The sequence below is a fragment of the Pseudomonas sp. FP198 genome (assembly GCF_030687895.1).
In the GTDB taxonomy this organism is placed as follows: Bacteria; Pseudomonadota; Gammaproteobacteria; order Pseudomonadales; family Pseudomonadaceae; genus Aquipseudomonas.
In genome coordinates this window covers 5,414,960-5,435,985 of sequence record NZ_CP117452.1, presented here as the reverse complement: position 1 = coordinate 5,435,985, position 21,026 = coordinate 5,414,960, and the positions used below count along the sequence as shown (strand labels likewise).

15 protein-coding genes are annotated in these 21,026 nt (G+C 62.1%); 12 read left to right on the top strand and 3 right to left on the bottom strand.

Features of this window, described 5'->3' with window-relative positions; all coding sequences use genetic code 11:
- Positions 1-152: 152 nt before the first annotated feature.
- From PSH78_RS24655 to PSH78_RS24635, 5 genes are all read left to right on the top strand, one after another.
- On the top strand, positions 153-2,603 hold the full coding sequence (locus PSH78_RS24655; protein WP_305497418.1) for a glycogen/starch/alpha-glucan phosphorylase: 2,451 nt from the start codon (positions 153-155) through the stop codon (positions 2,601-2,603).
- Between the two features lie 290 nt (positions 2,604-2,893).
- Positions 2,894-6,517, top strand: a complete 3,624-nt coding sequence (locus tag PSH78_RS24650) for a DUF2339 domain-containing protein (protein WP_305497416.1) — start codon at positions 2,894-2,896, stop codon at positions 6,515-6,517.
- Between the two features lie 62 nt (positions 6,518-6,579).
- Positions 6,580-7,896, top strand: a complete 1,317-nt coding sequence (locus PSH78_RS24645) for a DUF3999 domain-containing protein (RefSeq protein WP_370871142.1) — start codon at positions 6,580-6,582, stop codon at positions 7,894-7,896.
- 226 nt (positions 7,897-8,122) lie between these two features.
- Positions 8,123-9,133, top strand: a complete 1,011-nt coding sequence (locus tag PSH78_RS24640) for a class 1 fructose-bisphosphatase (RefSeq protein ID WP_030141457.1) — start codon at positions 8,123-8,125, stop codon at positions 9,131-9,133.
- Between the two features lie 3 nt (positions 9,134-9,136).
- Positions 9,137-9,733, top strand: a complete 597-nt coding sequence (locus PSH78_RS24635) for a DUF924 family protein (protein ID WP_305497415.1) — start codon at positions 9,137-9,139, stop codon at positions 9,731-9,733.
- A 188-nt stretch (positions 9,734-9,921) separates the two neighbouring features.
- On the opposite strand, the gene PSH78_RS24630 is transcribed toward PSH78_RS24635, so the two are convergent.
- Complete coding sequence (locus PSH78_RS24630) at positions 9,922-10,065, bottom strand: hypothetical protein (protein ID WP_305497413.1); 144 nt, start codon at positions 10,063-10,065, stop codon at positions 9,922-9,924.
- Positions 10,066-10,209: 144 nt separating this feature from the next.
- Positions 10,210-12,102, bottom strand: a complete 1,893-nt coding sequence (locus PSH78_RS24625; RefSeq protein WP_305497412.1) for a methyl-accepting chemotaxis protein — start codon at positions 12,100-12,102, stop codon at positions 10,210-10,212.
- Positions 12,103-12,384: 282 nt separating this feature from the next.
- Here PSH78_RS24625 and PSH78_RS24620 point away from each other — a divergent pair, with 282 nt between their 5' ends.
- Positions 12,385-12,639: a hypothetical protein gene (locus tag PSH78_RS24620; RefSeq protein ID WP_092328762.1), complete on the top strand. Its 255-nt coding sequence runs from the start codon at positions 12,385-12,387 to the stop codon at positions 12,637-12,639.
- Between the two features lie 43 nt (positions 12,640-12,682).
- On the top strand, positions 12,683-13,252 hold the full coding sequence (locus tag PSH78_RS24615; RefSeq protein WP_305497409.1) for a lipocalin family protein: 570 nt from the start codon (positions 12,683-12,685) through the stop codon (positions 13,250-13,252).
- A 117-nt stretch (positions 13,253-13,369) separates the two neighbouring features.
- Here the strand turns inward: PSH78_RS24615 and PSH78_RS24610 are convergent, their stop codons facing one another.
- A complete protein-coding gene (locus PSH78_RS24610; protein ID WP_305497407.1) occupies positions 13,370-14,734 on the bottom strand; it encodes a formimidoylglutamate deiminase in 1,365 nt (454 codons plus the stop codon).
- Positions 14,735-14,876: 142 nt separating this feature from the next.
- Between PSH78_RS24610 and hutC the strand changes: the two genes are divergently transcribed.
- The 5 genes from hutC (at position 14,877) to PSH78_RS24585 (ending at position 20,966) form a co-directional block, all read left to right on the top strand.
- The gene (gene hutC, locus PSH78_RS24605; RefSeq protein ID WP_305501386.1) at positions 14,877-15,587 is read left to right on the top strand and encodes a histidine utilization repressor; all 711 of its coding nucleotides are present in this window, start codon (positions 14,877-14,879) and stop codon (positions 15,585-15,587) included.
- Positions 15,584-16,153 carry a HutD family protein gene (locus PSH78_RS24600; protein WP_305497406.1) on the top strand — a complete coding sequence of 190 codons (570 nt, stop codon included), beginning with the start codon at positions 15,584-15,586 and terminating at the stop codon, positions 16,151-16,153. Before hutC ends, PSH78_RS24600 begins: the two co-directional genes overlap by 4 nt.
- A gap of 470 nt (positions 16,154-16,623) precedes the next feature.
- Positions 16,624-18,312, top strand: coding sequence for a urocanate hydratase (gene hutU, locus PSH78_RS24595; RefSeq protein ID WP_305497404.1), 1,689 nt, complete (start codon positions 16,624-16,626; stop codon positions 18,310-18,312).
- 148 nt (positions 18,313-18,460) lie between these two features.
- Positions 18,461-19,927, top strand: coding sequence for a cytosine permease (locus PSH78_RS24590; RefSeq protein ID WP_305497402.1), 1,467 nt, complete (start codon positions 18,461-18,463; stop codon positions 19,925-19,927).
- Positions 19,928-19,997: 70 nt separating this feature from the next.
- Positions 19,998-20,966 carry an ABC transporter substrate-binding protein gene (locus PSH78_RS24585; protein ID WP_305497400.1) on the top strand — a complete coding sequence of 323 codons (969 nt, stop codon included), beginning with the start codon at positions 19,998-20,000 and terminating at the stop codon, positions 20,964-20,966.
- The last annotated feature ends 60 nt before the right edge of the window (positions 20,967-21,026 follow it).

The following is a 21,026-nucleotide window of genomic DNA, read 5'->3' as shown; positions in this document are numbered from 1 at the left end:
GGACCGGCACGGCCCCTGCATTCACTCGCCTATCTGGCAATTCTCTGGCGGCGATTCTCCGACACCGGGGAAAAACCACCGAACCAAGAGCCCGTACCGTCTGTCAGACCGTCTAGGCTCAGACATTTCCATGCTCGTTCGAGGTCTCATCAATGACTCAAGAACCACTTGTTCGCGAAGCCGAGGTTGCGGCTTTTCGCGACGCCGTGTTGACCAAACTCACTTATGCCGTCGGCAAGGACCCCGATCATGCGTTTGATCACGATTGGTTCGAAGCCATCGCCCTCGCTGCCCGCGACCACATGGTCGAACACTGGATGGACCATACGCGGCAGATCTACCGAAAGGGCCAGAAGCGCGTCTACTACCTCTCCCTGGAGTTTCTCATCGGCCGGCTGCTGTACGACAGCCTGAGCAACCTCGGCTTGCTCGACACCGCCCGCGAAGCCTTGACCGAGCTGGGCGTGGACCTTGAGCGCATCCGTCTGCTGGAGCCTGACGCGGCCTTGGGCAACGGCGGTCTCGGCCGTCTGGCGGCGTGCTTCATGGAAAGCATGTCGACCCTCGGTATCGCCGGCCATGGTTATGGCATTCGTTACGAGCACGGCCTGTTCCGCCAGGCGATTGTCGACGGCTGGCAACAGGAGCAGACCGAGCACTGGCTGGATTTCGGCAACCCGTGGGAATTCGAGCGTCCGGAGGTGGTCTACCCGATCGGCTTCGGCGGCAGCGTCGAGACTGTCACCGATGAAACCGGCAAGACCCGGCAGGTATGGTCCCCGGCCGAGACCGTGCGGGCGATTGCCTATGACACGCCGGTCGTCGGCTGGCGTGGTGCCAGCGTCAATACCCTGCGCCTGTGGCGCGCCCGAGCCGTGGAAGACCTGCACCTGGAGCGCTTCAACGCTGGCGACCACCTCGGCGCCGTAGCGGAAGTGGCCCGGGCCGAGAGTATTTCCCGCGTGTTGTACCCGGCCGACAGCACCGAAGCCGGCCAGGAACTGCGCCTGCGCCAGGAATATTTCTTCGTCGCTGCTTCGCTGCAGGATTTGCTGCGCCGCCATCGCAACATGCACACCTCGGTACTGACCCTGGGCGATCACGCGGCGATCCAGCTCAACGACACCCACCCGTCGATTGCCGTGGCCGAGCTGATGCGCCAATTGGTGGACGTCTACGACGTGGCGTGGGACGCGGCCTGGCAGATCACCCAGGACACGCTCTCCTACACCAACCACACGCTGCTGCCTGAAGCATTGGAAACCTGGCCGGTAGGGCTGATGGAGCGCATGTTGCCGCGGCACATGCAGATCATCTACCTGATCAACGCCCAGCATATCGATTCGCTGCGGGCCAAGGGCGTGCACGATTTCGACGTGTTGCGCTCGGTGTCGCTGATCGAAGAAGACAACGGTCGCCGGGTGCGCATGGGTAACCTCGCGTTCCTCGGTTCCCACAGCGTCAACGGCGTGTCCGGGCTGCACACGCAGTTGATGCGCAGCACCGTATTTTCTGAGCTGCACAAGCTTTATCCGGACCGGATCAACAACAAGACCAACGGCATCACTTTCCGCCGCTGGCTGTTCCAGGCCAACGCCGAACTGACCTCGATGATGGTCGACGCCCTCGGCCCGAGCGTGCTCGACAATCCCGAGGAGCGGCTGATCGAACTGGAGCCGTTCGCCGACAAGCCGGCGTTCCGCAAGCAATTCGCCGAACAGCGCCTGCACAGCAAGAAAGCCTTGGCCTACCTGATCCACGAGCGGCTGGGCATTGCCGTCAACCCGGCGGCGATGTTCGACGTGCAGGTCAAGCGGATCCACGAGTACAAGCGCCAGTTGCTCAACCTGATGCACACCGTGGCGCTGTACCAGGCGATCCGCGCCGAGCCGGAGGTGGATTGGGTGCCGCGGGTGAAGATCTTCGCCGGCAAGGCCGCTGCCAGTTATCACCAGGCCAAGCTGATCATCAAGCTGACCAACGACATCGCGCGGGTGGTCAACAACGACCCGACCGTGCGCGGCTTGCTCAAAGTGGTGTTCCTGCCCAACTACAACGTCAGCCTGGCCGAAAGCATCATCCCCGCGGCGGACCTCTCGGAGCAGATTTCCACGGCCGGTTTCGAAGCCTCGGGTACCAGCAACATGAAGTTCGGTCTCAACGGCGCGCTGACCATCGGCACCATGGACGGCGCCAACGTGGAGATGCATGACCGCGTCGGTGGCGAGCACATGTTCATCTTCGGCCTTACAGCCGAGCAGGTGGAGGCACGCAAGCGCAACGGCGAATTCAGTGCCGCGCCGGACATCGCCGCGTCCCATCGCCTCAATGATGTGCTGCAAGCGATTCGTGGCGGGGTGTTCTCGCCGGACGATCCGATGCGCTACACCGGGCTGGTGGACTCGCTGGTGGATTACGACCGCTTCCTGGTGTGTGCCGATTTCGACGCCTACTGGAACGCCCAGGCCAAAGTCGAGGAGAGGTGGCACGATCCCAAGCAGTGGTGGCGCTCGGCGGTGCTCAACACCGCGCGCATGGGCTGGTTCTCCTCGGACCGGACCATTCGCGAATACGCCACCGACATCTGGAAGGCCCTGGACTGACTGTTGCAAGAAATGTGAGCGAAGCCCAACGGCGGTTGGGCTTCGTCGATATACTAGGCGTCAGTTTCGCCGGGCTGCGTGGCCGGATCAGTACTGGAAGTGCCAGGAATCCAATGTGGGAGCGAGCTTGCTCGCGATAGCGGTGTATCAGGCGACATTCATATTGCCCGATACGCAGCCATCGCGAGCAAGCTCGCTCCCACAGGGTTTCAGGGTTTTCCACTAGACTGAGCCAGACCCCACATCACCCCGGTCATGCCCGCAACGGGCCGCTTAGGGATATCGACCATATGCAATGGATTTTGACACTGTTGGGCCTGGCACTCGGCTGGGTGGTGGAAGAGTCGTTTGCCGACGCGCTGATCGGTGCGCTGGTGGGGCTAGGCATCGCCCAGTCGTTTCGACTGGGACGCCTGGGTATCCAGGCGGCCAAGCAACAGATCCTGCTGCAAGATGCCCAACGCAGCCTGCTCACGTTGGAAGCGCGTCTGGCGGTGCTCGAACGCGGCAACGTGGCCGAGGCGAGTGAACCGGCACCGGCACCGGAAATCGTTGTTGCCCAAGCGGCGAAGCCCGAGGCGCGCACCGAGCCGGAGCTCATCTGGCAGCTGCCACCAGAACTCGAACCGGTCCCCGCGATGGCCACCCAGGCCAGCCAGCCGTTGCCCGATGACGTTTGGACGCCTGCGCCCGAAACATCCAGTCGGCGCGCAACCCGCGACTTTGAACCTCTGCCCCTGGAACCGAGGACTACCGAGCCGGCGGCGCCTCGTGGTCCGAACCTGATCGATCGTGCCTGGACGGGCGCGCGCAACTGGCTGTTCGGCGGCAACACCGTACTGCGGGTCGGCGTGGTGCTGTTGTTCCTCGGCCTGGCCTTCCTGCTGCGCTACGCCACTGAAGGCATGGTAGTGCCGATCGAGTTGCGTTACGCCGGCGTCGCGGCCAGCGCCTTGGGCCTGTTGGGCCTGGGCTGGTGGTTGCGCCACCGCAACAGCAACTATGCGTTGATGTTGCAGGGGACGGGGATTGCGGTGTTGTACCTGACCGTGTTCGCCGCCATGCGCCTGCACCCGCTGCTCGATTCCAAGGCTGCCCTGGGCTTGTTGGTGGCGGTCACGGTGTTTTCCGCGATCCTGGCCGTTACCCAGAATGCCCTGGGGCTGGCGGCAGCTGCCGCACTGGGCGGCTTCGCCGCGCCGATCCTGACCTCCACCGGCAGCGGCAACCATGTCGCGCTGTTCAGCTATTTCATCCTGCTCAATACCGGCATCTTCGCGATTGCCTGGTTCCGCGCCTGGCGCCTGCTCAACCTGATCGGCTTCGTCGGCACCTTCGGCATCGGTTTCGCCTGGGGCCTGCGTTCCTATACACCGGAACTGCTCTGGAGCACTGAGCCGTTCCTCATCGTGTTCTTCCTGATGTACCTGGCGATCGGCTTGTTGTTCACCCGGCGCAAGCTACTGGAAATGAGCGATGCGCCTGAAGATGAAAGTCGTCAAGCGCTGCTGCGCTGGTCGGCGCGCAAGGGCGATTACGTGGACGGCAGCATGCTGTTCGGTCCGCCGCTGGTGGGCTTCGGCTTGCAGTTCGCGTTGGTGCAGCATCTGGAATTCGCCGCCGCCTTCAGCGCCCTGGCCCTGGGCATGATCTACATGGGGCTGGCCCGCGTATTGATGGGCGGGCGCGCTGTATTGCTGGCCGAAACCTGCCTGGCCCTGGGCGTGATTTTCACCAGCCTGGCGATTCCCCTTGGCCTCGACGCCCGTTGGACTGCCGCCGCGTGGGCGGTGGAAGGCGCCGGGATCTTCTGGCTCGGCCTGCGTCAGCAGCGACCTTTTGCGCGCATCTTTGCCCTGTTGCTGCAATTGGGGTCGGCGCTGGCCTTCGTCAGCGAACTGCATAGCGGCGAAGGTAGCCTGCTGGAAGGTTCGTGGCTGGGCGCGTTGATGCTCGGTGGTGCCTTGCTGTTCAGCTTCTACCAACTGCGCAAGGCCGAGCCCGGGCACGCCGCAAGCTGGGAGCTTCGCGGGCAGCCCGTGCTGGCAGTGCTGGGGCTGAGCTTCCTCTACCTGCTGGCTCCATTGTTTTTGTTTACGCATGGCACTGCCATCGCATGGGCGTTGGCCGGGCTGGCGACGCTGGTCGTCGGCCTGCGCCTGCAGTCACGCAGCTTCCTGTTTACCGCGTTTGCCGTGCAACTGCTCGGCGGAGCGCTGTTCCTGTTGCGCCTGCAAGGCGCCGAAGGCGATTCAGCCGCGGTGTTCAATGCTGGTTGGAGCGGTCTGCTCAGCGCCTCGCTGATCGGCCTGGCATTGATCGGCGGCATGTTGCTGGCGGCGCGCGACGACATGGTGCGCAACGATGTGCGCTTGTTGCGCGGCTTGTCGGTGGTGTTGCTGGCCGGATTGGTGCTGATCAATCTCGCGGTACTGTTCGTGCTGCCCTGGCAAACGGCGAGCGGCGTGTGGGCGGCCAGCGGTCTGTTGATCATCTGGCTGAGCCTGTACCTGAAACAGCGCGTGAGCTTTGTCTTTGGCCTGCTGCTGCAAGTGATTGGCGGTGCGGCTTTCCTCATGGCAGGGCCGGCGCTGCTGGGCTCGCTTGATACCGAGGACCTGCGTCCCTTGGCCCACAGCGGATTCTGGACACCGCTGGTGCTGGGGCTGGCTGCGCTGGTGGGCGCATGGCGTCTGCAAAAGGCGCACGCGGCGCGGGAACTCGATGCCTTGAGTTTGCAGCGCCTGTCCGAGCTGCTGCTGATCTGGGGCGCCGGTTGGTGGGCGCTGGCGTGGGTCAGCGAAGTGCTACGCTTTGCCCCGCAAAACCTGCAAGGCAGTTTTTTGTTGATTGTCGCGGCCGCCAGCGTGGCGGTGTGGAGCGTGTTGTCGCTGCGCTTGAAATGGCCGGCGTTGGGGCTGCTGTGCACCTTGTTGATTCCAGCAGCAGGCTGTGTGCTGGTGGCGGTCGGGCACAGCCGTTATCACCCGGCGGCGGATTTCGGCTGGCTGGCCTGGCTGGCGGTATTTGCCGTGCATTTCCTGTCGCTCAAGCGCCTGGCTACGACGCTGCCGGCCCAGGCGCGCAGCACGGCCCATGTGCTCGGTTGCTGGTTGTTGATGGCGGTGCTGATGCTGGAATTGCGTTACGGCCTGCTGTTGCTGTCCGAGCAGTACAATGCCTGGCGGTGGCTGGCCTGGGCGATCCTGCCAGGCCTCTACCTGGTGCTGATGGCGACGCCGCGTGCCTTGCCGTGGCCGGTGTCGGCCCAACCGCGCGAATACCGCGTCTACGCGGCGGCGCCCATGGCACTGTTGATGCTCGGTTGGTTCTGGCTGACCAACACGTTCAGTGATGGCAACTCGGAGCCGCTGCCTTATGTGCCGTTGCTCAATCCGTTGGAACTGGGTCTGCTGTTCGCCTTGTTCGGTATCTATGTGTGGGCCCGCAACGCCGTGGAGCAAACGACGAACCGCTGGAGTCGGATCGGACAGGTCGCTCAGTTGATCGCCGGCGTGTCGCTGTTCGCGTTCTTCACCGCCTTGGTGATGCGCACTGCGCACCAGTGGATGGATGTGCCGTTCGAGCTGGACGCGTTGCTTGAATCCATGTTCGTGCAGGCCGGATTGTCCATTGTCTGGACCCTGATCGCCCTGGGCCTGATGATTGGCGGACACCTGCGGCATCGTCGTGAGGTGTGGCTGATCGGCGCGGCGTTGATTGCAGTGGTGGTGGCCAAGCTGTTCTTTGTCGAATTGAGTAACCGTGGTGGTCTGGCGCGGATCGTGTCGTTTATCGGCGTGGGCGTGTTGCTGCTGGTGGTCGGCTACTTTGCGCCGCTGCCGCCCAAACGCCCGGAGCCGGTCGTGGATGCCGAGCCGCCGATGCCTGTCAGTGAGGGAGTGTCATCTTGAGTCGCAAGTTGAGTCGCAAGTTGAGTCGAATCGGGCTGGGCGTGGTGGGGTTGTGGGTGGCCATGTCTGCCGCGGCACAGGAACAACCGCAAGACTTCGCCCATCAGGTGCCGTTGGCCTTGAGCGGCGAGGGGCCGTGGTATCGCCTGGCGTTGCCGCTGGACGTGCAGTTGCAGGCGCGCCAGACCGACCTGAGCGACTTGCGGGTCTTCAACTCGGCGGGCCAGGCCCAGGCCTACGCATTGGTTCGCGAATCGGCGCAGAGCCGGGAAAGTCGCACGCTCACCGATGTGAAATGGTTCCCGCTATACAACGCCGCCGATGACAGCGAGCGTGCGCCCAGCGTGCGTGTGCAATCGAACGCCAACGGCACGCTGGTGGAAGTCCAGCCGTCCAGTCGGCTCGAGGCGGGCGAGGAAGAGTTGCGCGGCTGGTTGCTGGACGCCAGCGCGATCAAGGCGCCGTTGCAGCAACTGATCCTCGACTGGACCAGCGAGCGCGATGGCTTCCAGCGTTTCACCATCGAAGCCAGCGACGACTTGCAGCACTGGCAGTCGTGGGGCGAAGGCCAGATCGCGCGGCTGACGTTTGCCGATGAGCGGGTCGAGCAGCATGAGGTGAGCTTGCCGGGACAATCGGCGCGCTACTTGCGACTGCTGTGGGATTCGCCGTCCTCGGCGCCGGTGCTGACCTCGGCCCAGCTGCAAAGCGCCAGCCGCGAGAGCCTGCCGCTGCCGTTGGTCTGGTCGCAGCCTCTGGCCGGTGGCACGACCAAGGCCGGCGAATACACCTGGCAGTTACCCATGGGGTTGAACGTCGAACAGGTGCAGATCGAGTTGAGCCAAGCCAACACCCTGGCGCCGGCGACCCTGGCCGGTCGTCGCGAAAGCAGCCAACCCTGGCAGCCGATGGGCAGCGGTCTGCTCTATCGCCTGACCCAGAATGGCCAGGACGTGTTGCAAAACCAGCTGCAACTGTCCGGCCAGACCGTTCAACAACTGAAGCTGACGGTGGACGAGCGCGGCGGTGGCCTGGGCGCCGAGGCCCCGGCCCTGCGCTTTGCCGTGCGCCCGACCCAGGTGGTGTTCCTGGCGCGCGGCGAGGGCCCCTGGCGCCTGGCGCTGGGCAGCTCGACAGTCAAGGCGGCCAGTTTGCCATTGACCACGCTGGTGCCCGACTACAAACCTTCACGGCTGGCGACGTTGGGTACGGCAACGGTGAACGGCACGGCCACGTCGACCCCAAGAGTCGAAACCACGCCTGCGCCCGTCGAGACCAATTGGAAAAAAATCGGCTTGTGGGCGGTCTTGCTGCTGAGTGTGCTGTTCCTCGCGGCGATGGCGTTCAGCCTGTTGCGCAAGCCACCGGTCAAGAACTGAGGTGTGTTCATCGCGAGCAAGCTCGCTCTCACTGGATTGGCGAGCGCTGAAGATCCAATGTGGGAGCGAGCCTGCTCGCGATGACGTCCTGCCAATCAACAGAAATACCCAAGCGAACCGCCACCCCGTGAACTCAATCCTCCATATCCCGTCTCATAGGAGGAATTAACTCCCGACTCGCGCTAAACTGCGCGGGTTTTCCGCCCCCTATTCTCCGGAGCCGTCCATGTCCCGCGTTACCTTGAGTCGCTATTTGATTGAGCAGACCCGCAGCAACAATACCCCTGCCGATCTGCGCTTTTTGATCGAAGTGGTGGCGCGTGCGTGCAAGGAAATCAGCCACGCCGTCTCCAAGGGCGCGCTGGGTGGTGTCCTTGGCAGCATGGGCACCGAGAACGTGCAGGGCGAAGTGCAGAAGAAGCTCGACGTACTGTCCAACGAAATCCTGCTCGAAGCCAACGAGTGGGGCGGTCACCTGGCCGGCATGGCGTCCGAGGAAATGGACAATGCCTACCAGATCCCGGGCAAATACCCCAAGGGTGCCTACCTGCTGGTGTTCGACCCGTTGGACGGCTCGTCGAACATCGACATCAACGCGCCGGTCGGCACCATCTTCTCGGTACTGCGTTGCCCGAACGAGTACCTGAGCCAGAACGAAGCGCTGAACGAGAAGGCCTTCCTGCAGCCAGGCACCGAACAGGTCGCCGCCGGTTATGCCATCTACGGGCCTCAGACCATGCTGGTGCTGACCTTGGGCGACGGCGTGAAAGGCTTCACCCTGGATCGCGAGATGGGCAGTTTTGTCCTGACCCACGAAGACATCACCATTCCTGAGACCACCCAGGAATTTGCCATCAACATGTCCAACCAGCGTCACTGGGAAGCCCCGGTACAACGCTACGTCAGCGAGTTGCTGGCCGGCGAAGAAGGCCCGCTGAAAAAGAACTACAACATGCGCTGGGTCGCCGCGATGGTTGCCGATGTGCACCGCATCCTGACCCGTGGCGGCTTGTTCATGTACCCGCGCGACAGCCGCGAGCCGTCCAAGCCGGGCAAGCTGCGCCTGATGTACGAAGCCAACCCGATGTCGTTCCTGGTAGAACAGGCGGGCGGCGCATCCACCGACGGTCACCAGCGCATTCTCGACATCAAGCCTGAAGGCCTGCACCAGCGCGTGGCCGTGTTCCTCGGCTCGAAAGAAGAAGTGGCCCGCGCCACGGCCTACCACAAGGAATAAATCATGGCCGAGCCCTGGCAGCCGTTGCTCGATTGGTGGTTCGGTTCAGCCGAATCACCCGATGACATCGCGGCTGACAAGGGCAAGCTGTGGTTCGGCAAAGGCCATGATCGCCAGGCGCAAGAGCGCTTCGGCGATCGGGTCGAGCAGGCGCTGGCCGGCGGATTGACCGAATGGGCGCAACGCCCGGAAGGTTGGCTGGCCCTGGTGCTGTTACTCGATCAACTTCCGCGGATGATCTTTCGCGACACCCCCAAAAGCTTTTCCGGCGACCTGCGTGCCCAAGCGCTGGTAGCACAGGGACTGGCGGCGGGTTTCGACCGGCAACTCAAGCCTATCCAGCGCGTATTCATTTATCTGGTACTCGAACACTGCGAAAACCTCGCGGTACAGAACGAAGCCGTGTCGCGGTTCATCGACCTGGTCCGGGAGCAACCGCAGGCGCAGCGGGCGGTGTTTGAAGACAACTTGGATTATGCCGAACGGCATCAGAAGATCATTGCCCGGTTTGGACGCTTCCCTCATCGCAATGCGGTGTTGGGGCGTGAGTCCACGGCTGAGGAACTGGAATTCCTGAAGAGGCCTGGGTCCAGGTTCTGATGTTTCTGTGAGGCTGATGCCTTCTTCGCGAGCAGGCTCGCTCCCACACTGGTTTCGGTTGAGCAGCAAAAGGTGCGTCTGTGGAAGATCAACTGTGGGAGCGAGCCTGCTCGCGAAGGGGCCAGATGCTTCAACCGCGATGCTTGCTGCTCAAGAGCGGGGCAAGTCTGTAAGCTCGCCATGTGCGTTCATTGAAGATCCAACTCATCCAATTCGGCGAATACTTCTTCAATATTCCGATGCTGTGCTTCTTCGATTTGCTGGTTGCCAATCGCCAACAGCGATATCAGCGCCGTTGTATCTTCTGATTTCTTGGTCCCGTTCGCATCCATGGTTATTACCTAAGCTTCGGCGTCTTGCTTGATGATGGAAATTATGGAAACGAGCTATCTTAGCCGGTAGTGCTAGATGTGCCACCGTCTTCGCGAACAAGCCCGCTCCCACAGTAGATCACTGTCTGAGCGGGCTTGAGAGCGCTAGATCCTGAAACTGCCCACCAATTGCTTCAACCGCGCCGCTTGCTGCTCCAGGTCGGAGCAGGCCCGCAACGTGGCTTGCAGGTTTTCCACGCCTTCCTGGTTTAGCGTGTTGATCTCGTTGATGTCGACGTTGATCGATTCCACCACGGCGGTCTGTTCTTCGGTGGCGGTCGCCACGGACTGGTTCATGCCGTCGATTTCGCCGATGCGCTGGGTCACGCTGCCCAGGCGCTCGCCCGCCTGGTTGGCGATGCCGACGCTGCTTTCGCTCTGGCGCTGGCTGTCGGTCATGGTCAGCACCGCTTCCCGCGCGCCGACCTGCAACTCTTCGATCATCTTCTGCACTTGTTGCGCCGAATCCTGGGTACGGTGGGCCAGGTTGCGCACTTCATCGGCGACCACCGCGAAGCCACGACCGGCTTCACCGGCGCGGGCGGCTTCGATGGCGGCGTTGAGGGCGAGCAGGTTGGTCTGCTGGGAAATGCTGGTGATCACTTCCAGGATCTGGCCGATGTTCACCGTGTTGCTGTTCAGGGTTTCGATGTTGCCGCACGAATCGCTGATCTTGGCCGACAGCTGCTGCATGGCGGTGATGGTTTTATCCACCACTTGCTGACCGTCTTCGGCCAGGTTGCGGGCTTCACTGGAATGCTGCGAGGCGAGGGCGGCGTTCTGGGCGATCTCCTGGGCGGCGGCGCCGAGCTGGTTGATGGCCGCGGCCACGCTGCTGGTCCGCGAGGCCTGCTGATCGGAGTTGTACATCGACGAGTTGGACGCGCTGACCACCCGCAGGGCGACTTCGTTGACCTGGCCGGTCGCCGAAGCCACTTCGCGGATCGAAGTATGGATACGCTCGACGAAGCGGTTGAACGAGGTACCCAGCGCACCGAATTCGTCCTGGCCATGAATGGTCAGGCGGCGGGTCAGGTCGCCTTCGCCTTCGGCGATATCGTGCATCGCGCGGCCCATGGTCAGCAGCGGTTGCATCAGCACGCGGATCAGCATGCCCAAGAGGGCGATGATGAACACCACGGCGATGATCATGGCGATCAGCGCCGAGGTGCGAAATTCGCTGAGCATCGCCAGGGCGGTGTCTTTATCGAGTACCAGCGCCACGTACCAGTTGGCTCCGGGCACGCCATTGACCTGGGTAAAGGAGATGAATTGAGTCTTGCCGTCGAGTTCGACTTCCTTCAGGCCCGGGCCGATTTGCGGCGCGCCGTTGGGGTAGGCCTCGGCGAGCGTCTTGAGGACGCGCTTGCTGTCGGGGTGGATCAGGATCTTGCCATCGGCGCTGACGATGAACGCATGGCCATGGCCGCCGAAGTTCAGCGAGTTGATGATGGCGCTGACGCTCGACAGATCGATATCTGCGCCGGCCACGCCGATCATCTGGTTCTGCCGCTGTACCGGCGTGGCAACGGTGATCACCAACTTGCCCGACGAGGCCGCGATGTAGGGCTCGGTGACGATGGTCTGCTGGGCGCTATTGGCGGCCTTGTACCAGCCACGGGCGCGCGGGTCGTAGTCGGCGGCACGATTACCGGCCGGTATCGAGAACATCACGCCGTCGGTACCGCCGAAATAGCTGAGCTGGAAATTACCGGTGTAGGCGGGCAGGCCCACGGCGCGTTTCAGGCTCTCGGCACTGCTTCCGTCAATGGCGATTTGCTGGGCCAGCGATTGCAGCAATTGGATCCGGCCTTCGACCCACGTCTGGATATTGCGGCTGGTCAGGTTGCCGAGTTCCTGCATGGACGTCTCGGTGCTGGTGTTGAGACTTTGTCGTTGACGATAGTCGTTGAACAGGATGAAACAGGCGAATGCGACGGCTACCACAAGGGCGGCAGCCAGCAGGATTTTGTGGCTAAATTTCATGTTTCTGGTCATTAAGAACGCTACCGCGTAGGGACGGGTCAGGAAGGGATGCCAATTTGCCATAGTGCAAGAATTTGCGCTGTTACTTTTTATCGGCGCAGAAGCCCGTCCCATCAGGCGTCAAGGGACCGATCCCGACGAAAGGCACGACCGTGTCACAAACCGGCTGATTTCCGATGAAACACCTCCGCATGGCCAATAAATACTGGGGGGATCAGGGAACCAGATAGGGGTTTTCTCTTCTAAGGATCAGGTTGGCACCCTGCCACCTCCCTTCCGCTCCAGGAGTTACTCATGTCGCTGCGATCCATCGCCCTGCTGTTTGTGTGCGTCGTCTTGACCGCATGCAGCAAGGTCAACCAGGAAAACTATTCGAAGCTGTCGGCTGGCATGCCCAAGGCCGAAGTCGAAACGTTACTGGGGAAACCGACTGATTGTTCGGGCGCGCTCGGCATGTCCAGCTGCACCTGGGGCGACCAGAAAAGCTTTATCAGCGTGCAGTATGCCGGTGACAAAGTGCTGATGTTTTCCGGCCAAGGCCTGAAGTAACCTGAAGTAAACCGGGGCCAAGCGCCCACGGGAGAAAAAAATAATGATGCGGTTAGTTTTTGTGCTTCTGGCTGGCCTTGTATTGGCCGGCTGTGCCTCTTCTGGCGTAGACCCGTTGGCGCCCAAGACAGTCAACAGCGTCAATCTCAAGCGGTACCAAGGGACCTGGTACGAACTGGCCCGCCTGCCGATGTACTTCCAGCGCAACTGCGCGCAATCCGAAGCGCATTACACCCTCAGGCCTGACGGCAACATGGACGTGTTCAACCGCTGCCTGACTTCCGACTGGAAATGGGAAGAGGCCAAGGGCACGGCTTACCCGCAAGTGCCGGGCAAGACCGACAAGCTCTGGGTTGAATTCGATACCTGGTTCTCGCGGATCCTGCCCGGCGTGGCAAAAGGGGAATATTGGGTGTTGTACGTCAGCGATGACTACAAGACCGCCATCGTCGGCGACCCGAGCCGGCGCTACATGTGGTTGCTGTCCCGCACGCCGACGGTGAAGGTGGATGTACGTGAAGAACTGCTGAGCAAGGCCCGCCAGCAAGGCTATGACACGACGCGGTTGGTCTGGCGCGCATCGGACCGGCAGATGGCGAAGACTTCGGACTGACTCCATAACATCTGTGGGAGCGAGCCTGCTCGCGAAGAGGGCTTCATATTCAACACATAAGTTGATTGATGGTCCGCCTTCGCGAGCAGGCTCGCTCCCACATTGTTGTTATGAGGATCAGCCCAGCAGCTCGCGCAACACCTGGGTGAATGCCCGTGCGCTTTCCTCTTCGCCGGCATGGCGCCTATCGCGCACCACCCACTTGCCGCCCACCATCACATCCCGCACCTGGCGATCGCCACCGGCGAACAGCCACCGATTGAGAATACCGTCGCCGTTGGCCGTGGCCAGGTACGGATCGTTGCCATCAAGCACCAGCCAATCGGCGCGTTTGCCGACTGCGAAAGCGCCGATGGGTTGCCCCAGCGCCTGGGCGCCACCGTCCAGCGCGGCGTCATACAGCGTGCGTCCGACCATCGGTTGATCCGTTCGATACAACCGGTTGCGCCGCTGGTCTCGCAAACGCTGGCCGTATTCCAGCCAACGCAACTCTTCCACCACGCTCAACGACACATGGCTGTCGGAGCCGATGCCCATCCGCCCACCTTGGGCGAGGAAGTCCACGGCCGGGAAAATCCCGTCGCCGAGATTGGCTTCAGTGGTCAGGCACAACCCGGCAATCGCCCGGCTCCTGGCCATGAGGCTGACTTCCTGGGGGGTGGCGTGGGTGGCGTGGACCAGGCACCAGCGCTGGTCGACTTCGGTATTTTCGTACAGCCATTGCAGCGGCCGGGCGCCACTCCAGCTCAGGCAATCGTCGACTTCCTTTTGCTGTTCGGCGATGTGGATATGCACCGGGCAATGCGGATCGCTGGCGGCGAGTACGTCCTTGATCTGTCCCGGCGTCACGGCGCGCAAGGAGTGGAAACACAAGCCCAGCGCCTGATTGGCTTGCCCGGCCAGGACGGGTTGCAAGCGCTCCTGAAGCTTCAGGTAGTTTTCGCTGCTGTTGATGAATCGGCGCTGCCCCTCGTTGGGCGCCTGGCCGCCAAAGCCGGAATGGCTGTAGAGCACGGGCAGCAACGTCAGGCCGATGCCGGCGGCGCTGGCGGCGTGGCTGATGCGCAGCGCCAGTTCGGCCGGGTCAGCGTAGGGCGCGCCGTCGACGTCATGGTGCACGTAATGGAATTCGGCGACCGAGGTGTAGCCGGCCTTGAGCATTTCGATGTACAGCTGGCGGGCGATGATGCCGAGTTGCCCGGGGCTGATTTTCCCGACGAGGCGGTACATCAGGTCACGCCATGTCCAGAAGCTGTCGTTGGGGTTGCCGGCCACCTCAGCCAGTCCGGCCATGGCCCGCTGGAAAGCATGGGAATGCAGGTTCGGCATGCCTGGCAAGAGCGGGCCGTCCAGTCGTTCGGCGCCGTCTGCGTGGGCGTCGGCCTGGATGTGGGTCAGGATGCCGTTGGCATCGACCTCAAGACGTACATCATTGGCCCATCCACTAGGCAGCAGCGCGCGCTCGGCAAAGAAGGCGGACATGGTTGACCCTCATCTGTGAAATTTGTATATACATATACAGACGTTTGCCTGGCCGGTAAACTCCGGCAAGCTAGCCACCTAATTTGCAGAACAGGGAACCGCCGTGCCGACTCCGCCTGCCAAACCGCCGCTGGCCGCAACCATGGGTGACAGTCCGGCGCCCTTGTACGCCCGCGTCAAACAGATGATCACCCAGCAGATCGACAGTGGAAACTGGCCGCCGCACTATCGCGTGCCGTCGGAAAGCGAACTGGTCAGCCAGCTGGGCTTCAGCCGCATGACCATCAACCGTGCGCTGCGGGAAATGACCGCCGATGGCCTGTTGGTGCGCATGCAAGGTGTCGGCACGTTCGTCGCCGAGCCGAAGAGCCAGTCGGCGCTGTTCGAAGTGCATAACATCGCCGATGAAATCGCCTCCCGGGGTCATCGCCATACCTGCAAGGTCATTACCCTGGAAGAGGAGGCCGCCGGCTCCGAGCGGGCCCTGGCCCTGGACATGCGCGAAGGCCAGAAGGTCTTTCATTCGCTGATCGTGCATTTCGAGAACGATATCCCCGTGCAGATCGAGGACCGTTTCGTCAATGCGCTGGTGGCGCCCGACTACCTCAAGCAGGACTTCACCCAGCAAACCCCTTACGCCTACCTGAACCAGGTCGCGCCGCTGACCGAGGGGGAGCATGTGGTCGAAGCGATCCTGGCCGAGCCGAGCGAATGCAAGCTGTTGCAGATCGAGCGGGGCGAGCCGTGCCTGCTGATTCGCCGTCGCACCTGGTCCGGGCGCCAGCCGGTGACCGCCGCGCGCCTGATTCATCCGGGCTCCCGTCATAGCCTGGAAGGGCGCTTTCACAAATGAGCCAGCTGAAGGTTTTACGCGCCGCCGACTACCCCCGCATGCCGTGGAAGAACGGCGGAGGCAGCACCGAAGAAATCACCCGCGATGCAGGCACCGGCCTGGAAGGTTTCGGTTGGCGCCTGTCGATCGCCGATATCGCTGAGTCGGGCGGTTTTTCCACCTTCGCCGGTTACGAGCGGGTCATCAGTGTCTTGCAGGGTGACGGCATGACGCTGAATGTCGATGGCCAGGCCACGCGGGCATTGCATCCACTGGACCCGTTTGCGTTCAGCGGCGAAAGCCATGTGCACTGCACCTTGCTGGGCGGGCCGATCCGCGATTTCAACCTGATCTATGCGCCGCAGCGTTACCGCGCGCGGTTGCAGTGGATGGGTGGGCAGCAGCGTTTTCTCAGCGAGGCGGGGACGGTGTTGGTGTTCAGCGCGGCGCCGACGCTGAGGGTCAATATTGACGAGGCGGTCCAGACGCTGGGGCTTTATGACTGCCTGCAACTGAGCGGCAACACCGGACTGCTGGAGATCGCCACCCACGGCCAATGCTGCGTGATCGAGCTGACGGCCCACTAAACTCGGCTACACTCATCTTGTGGCGAGGGGATTTATCCCCGCTGGGTCGCGAAGCGACCCCCTGCGTTTTTCCTGATGTATCGAGTTGTCTGGATCTAGGGCTGCTCCGCAGCCCAGCGGGGATAAATCCCCTCACCACAGCGTGCTCGTTGTTCCTTCTGTGCGCACCAACTTGTTACCGAACGCCCCAGCGTGGCGCAATACCACGCTTTTATGCCCCTTCGCCTGCCCCCTGAAAAATCCTCTACAAAAATTTCATGCAACTCGGCAGCCCTTCAACCACAGGGCTTTCAGCCAATTCATCAGTCGATCCTGAAGACCGCCCTGAACAAGTTGGCCGCCTGATTGCATATGCTTGTACATACAAGTAAAGACGTATGCGTATGAGTCGCCTGCATTCAACGCAACGTTCGCTGAATCACTGCCCACTGCCCGGGCTGGTCTGGATTGATCGCTGAGGAGTTTTTGCTGTGACCGACGCTACCCGCAAACCTGAAAAATACCGTGACGTTGAAATCCGCGCCCCTCGCGGTAACACGCTGACCGCCAAGAGCTGGCTGACTGAAGCGCCGCTGCGGATGTTGATGAACAACCTCGACCCGGAAGTAGCCGAGAACCCGAAGGAGTTGGTGGTCTACGGTGGCATCGGTCGCGCGGCGCGCAACTGGAAGTGCTACGACAAGATCGTCGAAAGCCTCACCAATCTGAATGATGACGAAACCCTGCTGGTGCAATCCGGCAAGCCGGTGGGCGTATTCAAGACCCACAGCAACGCTCCTCGCGTACTGATCGCCAACTCCAACCTGGTGCCGCACTGGGCCAGTTGGGAGCATTTCAACGAACTCGACGCCAAGGGCTTGGCCATGTACGGCCAGATGACCGCCGGCAGCTGGATCTACATCGGCAGCCAGGGCATCGTGCAAGGCACTTATGAAACTTTCGTCGAGGCTGGTCGCCAGCATTACGATTCCAACCTCAAGGGCCGTTGGGTCCTGACCGCCGGCCTGGGTGGCATGGGCGGCGCGCAACCCTTGGCCGCGACCCTGGCCGGTGCGTGCTCGCTGAACATCGAGTGCCAGCAGGTGAGCATCGATTTCCGTCTGAAAACCCGCTACGTCGACGAGCAAGCCAAAGACCTCGACGACGCTCTGGCGCGCATCGAGAAATACACCGCCGAAGGCAAGGCGATTTCCATCGCACTGTGCGGGAACGCCGCCGAAATCCTCCCGGAAATGGTCCGTCGCGGTGTGCGCCCGGACATGGTCACCGACCAGACCAGCGCCCACGACCCGCTCAACGGTTACCTGCCGGCCGGCTGGACCTGGGACGAATACCGCGCCCGCGCCAAGACCGAACCTGCCGCCGTGGTGAAGGCCGCCAAGCAATCGATGGCCGTGCATGTCAAAGCCATGCTGGCCTTTCAGAAAATGGGCGTACCGACCTTCGACTACGGCAACAACATCCGCCAGATGGCCCAGGAAGAGGGCGTCGAGAATGCCTTCGACTTCCCAGGTTTCGTCCCCGCCTATATCCGCCCGCTGTTCTGCCGCGGCATCGGCCCGTTCCGCTGGGCTGCGCTGTCGGGCGACCCGCAGGACATCTACAAGACCGACGCCAAGGTCAAGGAATTGATCCCTGACGACGCTCACCTGCACAACTGGCTGGACATGGCCCGCGAACGCATCAGCTTCCAGGGTTTGCCGGCACGAATCTGCTGGGTTGGCCTGGGCCAGCGCGCCAAGTTGGGCCTGGCCTTCAATGAGATGGTGCGCAGCGGCGAGTTGTCGGCGCCGATCGTGATCGGCCGCGACCACCTGGACTCCGGTTCCGTGGCCAGCCCGAACCGTGAAACCGAATCCATGCAGGACGGCTCCGACGCCGTTTCCGACTGGCCGCTGCTCAATGCCTTGCTCAACACCGCCAGCGGCGCGACCTGGGTGTCGCTGCACCATGGTGGTGGCGTCGGCATGGGTTTCTCCCAGCATTCGGGCATGGTGATCGTCTGCGACGGCACCGACGAAGCGGCCGAACGTATCGCCCGCGTACTGCACAACGATCCGGGCACTGGCGTCATGCGTCATGCCGACGCCGGTTACCAGATCGCCATTGATTGCGCGAAGGAGCAGGGGCTGAACCTGCCGATGATTACCGGTAAGTAATCCCGTGCCCCTGTGGGAGCGAGCTTGCTCGCGATGAGGCCGGCACATTCAGCACATGTGTTGGCTGATAGGCCGCCATCGCGAGCAAGCTCGCTCCCACAGGAACGCGGCGCAAATGAATCCGAGAACAATCCACAGAGGTTGAACCATGGCTGTCACCAGCACACGCGATAGCAGCAAGCCGTTGATCGAGAAACGATCGATCGACTACATTCCGGAAGCGGAGAGACACGGTCGGTTGTTGAGCCAGTTCACCCTCTGGATGGGGGCCAACCTGCAGATCACGGCGATTGTCACCGGCGCGTTGGCGGTGGTGCTTGGCGGTGATGTGTTCTGGTCGTTGATCGGTCTGCTGATCGGCCAGGTGCTCGGCGGTGGCGTCATGGCCTTGCATGCCGCGCAAGGGCCCAAGCTGGGGCTGCCGCAGATGATCTCGAGCCGGGTGCAGTTCGGTGTGTATGGCGCGGCCATCCCGATCGTGCTGGTGTGCCTGATGTACCTGGGTTTCACCGCCACGGGAACCGTGCTTTCCGGTCAGGCGCTGGGCCAGTTGTTTGGTGTCAGCGACAGTCTCGGCATTCTCATTTTCGCCAGCGTCATCGTGCTGGTGACGGTGCTGGGTTACCGGGTGATCCACTTCATTGGCCGGGTCGCCAGCGTCATTGGTGTGATTGCCTTTGTCTACCTGTTCGCTCGGCTGATCAGCCAGACGGACGTTGGCGCACTCCTGCAAATCCGCCATTTCAGCTGGAGCAGCTTCCTGCTGGCGGTGTCGCTCGCGGCCTCCTGGCAGATCGCCTTCGGCCCCTACGTGGCTGACTACTCGCGGTACCTGCCGAGCAAGACGTCCTCGGTGAAAACCTTTTTCGCCGCCGGCGCGGGGTCCGTCATCGGCGCGCAGGTAGCAATGATCCTCGGCGTGTTTGCCGCCGCTTCGGCCAACGGGCAGTTCGCCGGTCACGAAGTGGCCTACATCGTAGGCCTGGGGGGTACCGGCGCCACCGCTGCGCTGCTGTACTTCAGCATCGCCTTCGGCAAGGTCACCATCTCCACGCTGAACTCCTACGGCAGCTTCATGTGCATCGCGACGATCATCAGCGGTTTCCGCGGGCACCTGAACGTAACGCGCTTGCAGCGTCTGGTTTTCGTGCTGGTCATCGTTGGCGCCGCAACCCTGATCGCGCTGCTCGGCCAACACTCGTTCCTCGGCGCGTTCAAGTCTTTCATCCTGTTCTTGCTCGCGTTCTTCACGCCGTGGAGCGCGATCAACCTGGTGGACTACTACTGCATCACGCGCGAGCGCTATGACGTGCCGGCACTGAACGACCCGAACGGTCGCTACGGTCGCTGGAACGCCCTGGGCATCAGCGTCTATGTCTTCGGTGTACTGGTTCAGTTGCCGTTCATCGCCACCAAGTTCTATACCGGCCCGTTGGTGAAAGCCATGGGTGGTGTGGATATCTCGTGGATCATCGGCCTGGTGGTCCCGGCGGCGCTGTATTACCTCATCGCTAGAAAGTGGCACAGCGCAGTACCCGATCAATTGATCCTGCCGGTCGAGCAGGACGCGGTTGACGCACAACCGAGCAGGGCGGGCCGCATCCAAGCGGTCTGATGGGACGTTGACAGGGCTGGAAGCCTCTTGACTGCCGTAAGCCAATCCAACTGATTAGGAGCGTCACATAATGAAGTCGAACAAGACCCTGCTGACCACATTGCTGTCCCTGGGCCTGCTGGCCAGCGCCGGTGCCACGCAAGCGGCCGGCTGGTGCGAGTCGGGCAAACCGGTGAAGTTCGCCGGTCTGAACTGGGAAAGCGGCATGCTGCTGACCGACGTGATGCAAGTGGTGCTGGAAAAAGGCTACGGCTGCAAGACCGACAGCCTGCCGGGCAACTCCATCACCATGGAGAACGCTCTGAGCAGCAACGACATCCAGGTGTTCGCCGAAGAGTGGGTCGGCCGCAGTGAGGTGTGGAACAAGGCCGAGAAGGCCGGCAAGGTGGTGGGCGTCGGTGCACCGGTGGTCGGCGCGATCGAAGGTTGGTACGTGCCGCGCTACGTGATCGAAGGCGATGCCAAGCGCAAGCTCGAAGCCAAGGCCCCGGGCCTGAAGAATATCGCCGACCTGGGCCAGTACGCCGCCGTGTTCAAGGATCAGGAAGAGCCATCCAAGGGCCGCTTCTACAACTGCCCGGCCGGTTGGACCTGCGAGCTGGACAACAGCGAAATGCTGAAAAGCTACGGCCTGGAAAAAACCTACACCAACTTCCGTCCAGGCACCGGTCCGGCGCTGGATGCGGCAGTGCTGTCGAGCTACAAGCGTGGCGAGCCGATCCTGTTCTACTACTGGTCGCCAACGCCGCTGATGGGTCAGGTGGACCTGGTGAAACTCGAAGAGAAACCGGGCGTCGACAAGAGTGTGAGCATCAAGGTCGGCCTGTCCAAGACCTTCCACGACGAGGCTCCGGAACTGGTGGCGGTGCTGGAAAAGGTCAACCTGCCGATCGACATCCTGAACCAGAACCTCGGGCGCATGGCCAAAGAGCGGATCGAGTCGCCGAAACTGGCGAAGATCTTCCTGAAGGAACATCCTGAAGTCTGGCATGCCTGGGTCAGCGAAGACGCTGCCAGGAAAATCGACGCGGCTCTGTAGGTCGAATATTTCCCGGCCAACCGTGGGGCTGGCCGGGACGTTCACCGCATCCACCTGATC

Bases quoted from the DNA above. Each gene is read 5' to 3' on its own strand.
- PSH78_RS24655 (WP_305497418.1), top strand. From the start codon at position 153: ATGACTCAAGAACCACTTGTTCGCGAAGCCGAGGTTGCGGCTTTTCGC.
- PSH78_RS24650 (WP_305497416.1), top strand. From the start codon at position 2,894: ATGCAATGGATTTTGACACTGTTGGGCCTGGCACTCGGCTGGGTGGTG.
- PSH78_RS24645 (WP_370871142.1), top strand. From the start codon at position 6,580: ATGTCTGCCGCGGCACAGGAACAACCGCAAGACTTCGCCCATCAGGTG.
- PSH78_RS24640 (WP_030141457.1), top strand. From the start codon at position 8,123: ATGTCCCGCGTTACCTTGAGTCGCTATTTGATTGAGCAGACCCGCAGC.
- PSH78_RS24635 (WP_305497415.1), top strand. From the start codon at position 9,137: ATGGCCGAGCCCTGGCAGCCGTTGCTCGATTGGTGGTTCGGTTCAGCC.
- PSH78_RS24630 (WP_305497413.1), bottom strand. From the start codon at position 10,065: ATGGATGCGAACGGGACCAAGAAATCAGAAGATACAACGGCGCTGATA.
- PSH78_RS24625 (WP_305497412.1), bottom strand. From the start codon at position 12,102: ATGACCAGAAACATGAAATTTAGCCACAAAATCCTGCTGGCTGCCGCC.
- PSH78_RS24620 (WP_092328762.1), top strand. From the start codon at position 12,385: ATGTCGCTGCGATCCATCGCCCTGCTGTTTGTGTGCGTCGTCTTGACC.
- PSH78_RS24615 (WP_305497409.1), top strand. From the start codon at position 12,683: ATGATGCGGTTAGTTTTTGTGCTTCTGGCTGGCCTTGTATTGGCCGGC.
- PSH78_RS24610 (WP_305497407.1), bottom strand. From the start codon at position 14,734: ATGTCCGCCTTCTTTGCCGAGCGCGCGCTGCTGCCTAGTGGATGGGCC.
- hutC (WP_305501386.1), top strand. From the start codon at position 14,877: ATGGGTGACAGTCCGGCGCCCTTGTACGCCCGCGTCAAACAGATGATC.
- PSH78_RS24600 (WP_305497406.1), top strand. From the start codon at position 15,584: ATGAGCCAGCTGAAGGTTTTACGCGCCGCCGACTACCCCCGCATGCCG.
- PSH78_RS24590 (WP_305497402.1), top strand. From the start codon at position 18,461: ATGGCTGTCACCAGCACACGCGATAGCAGCAAGCCGTTGATCGAGAAA.
- PSH78_RS24585 (WP_305497400.1), top strand. From the start codon at position 19,998: ATGAAGTCGAACAAGACCCTGCTGACCACATTGCTGTCCCTGGGCCTG.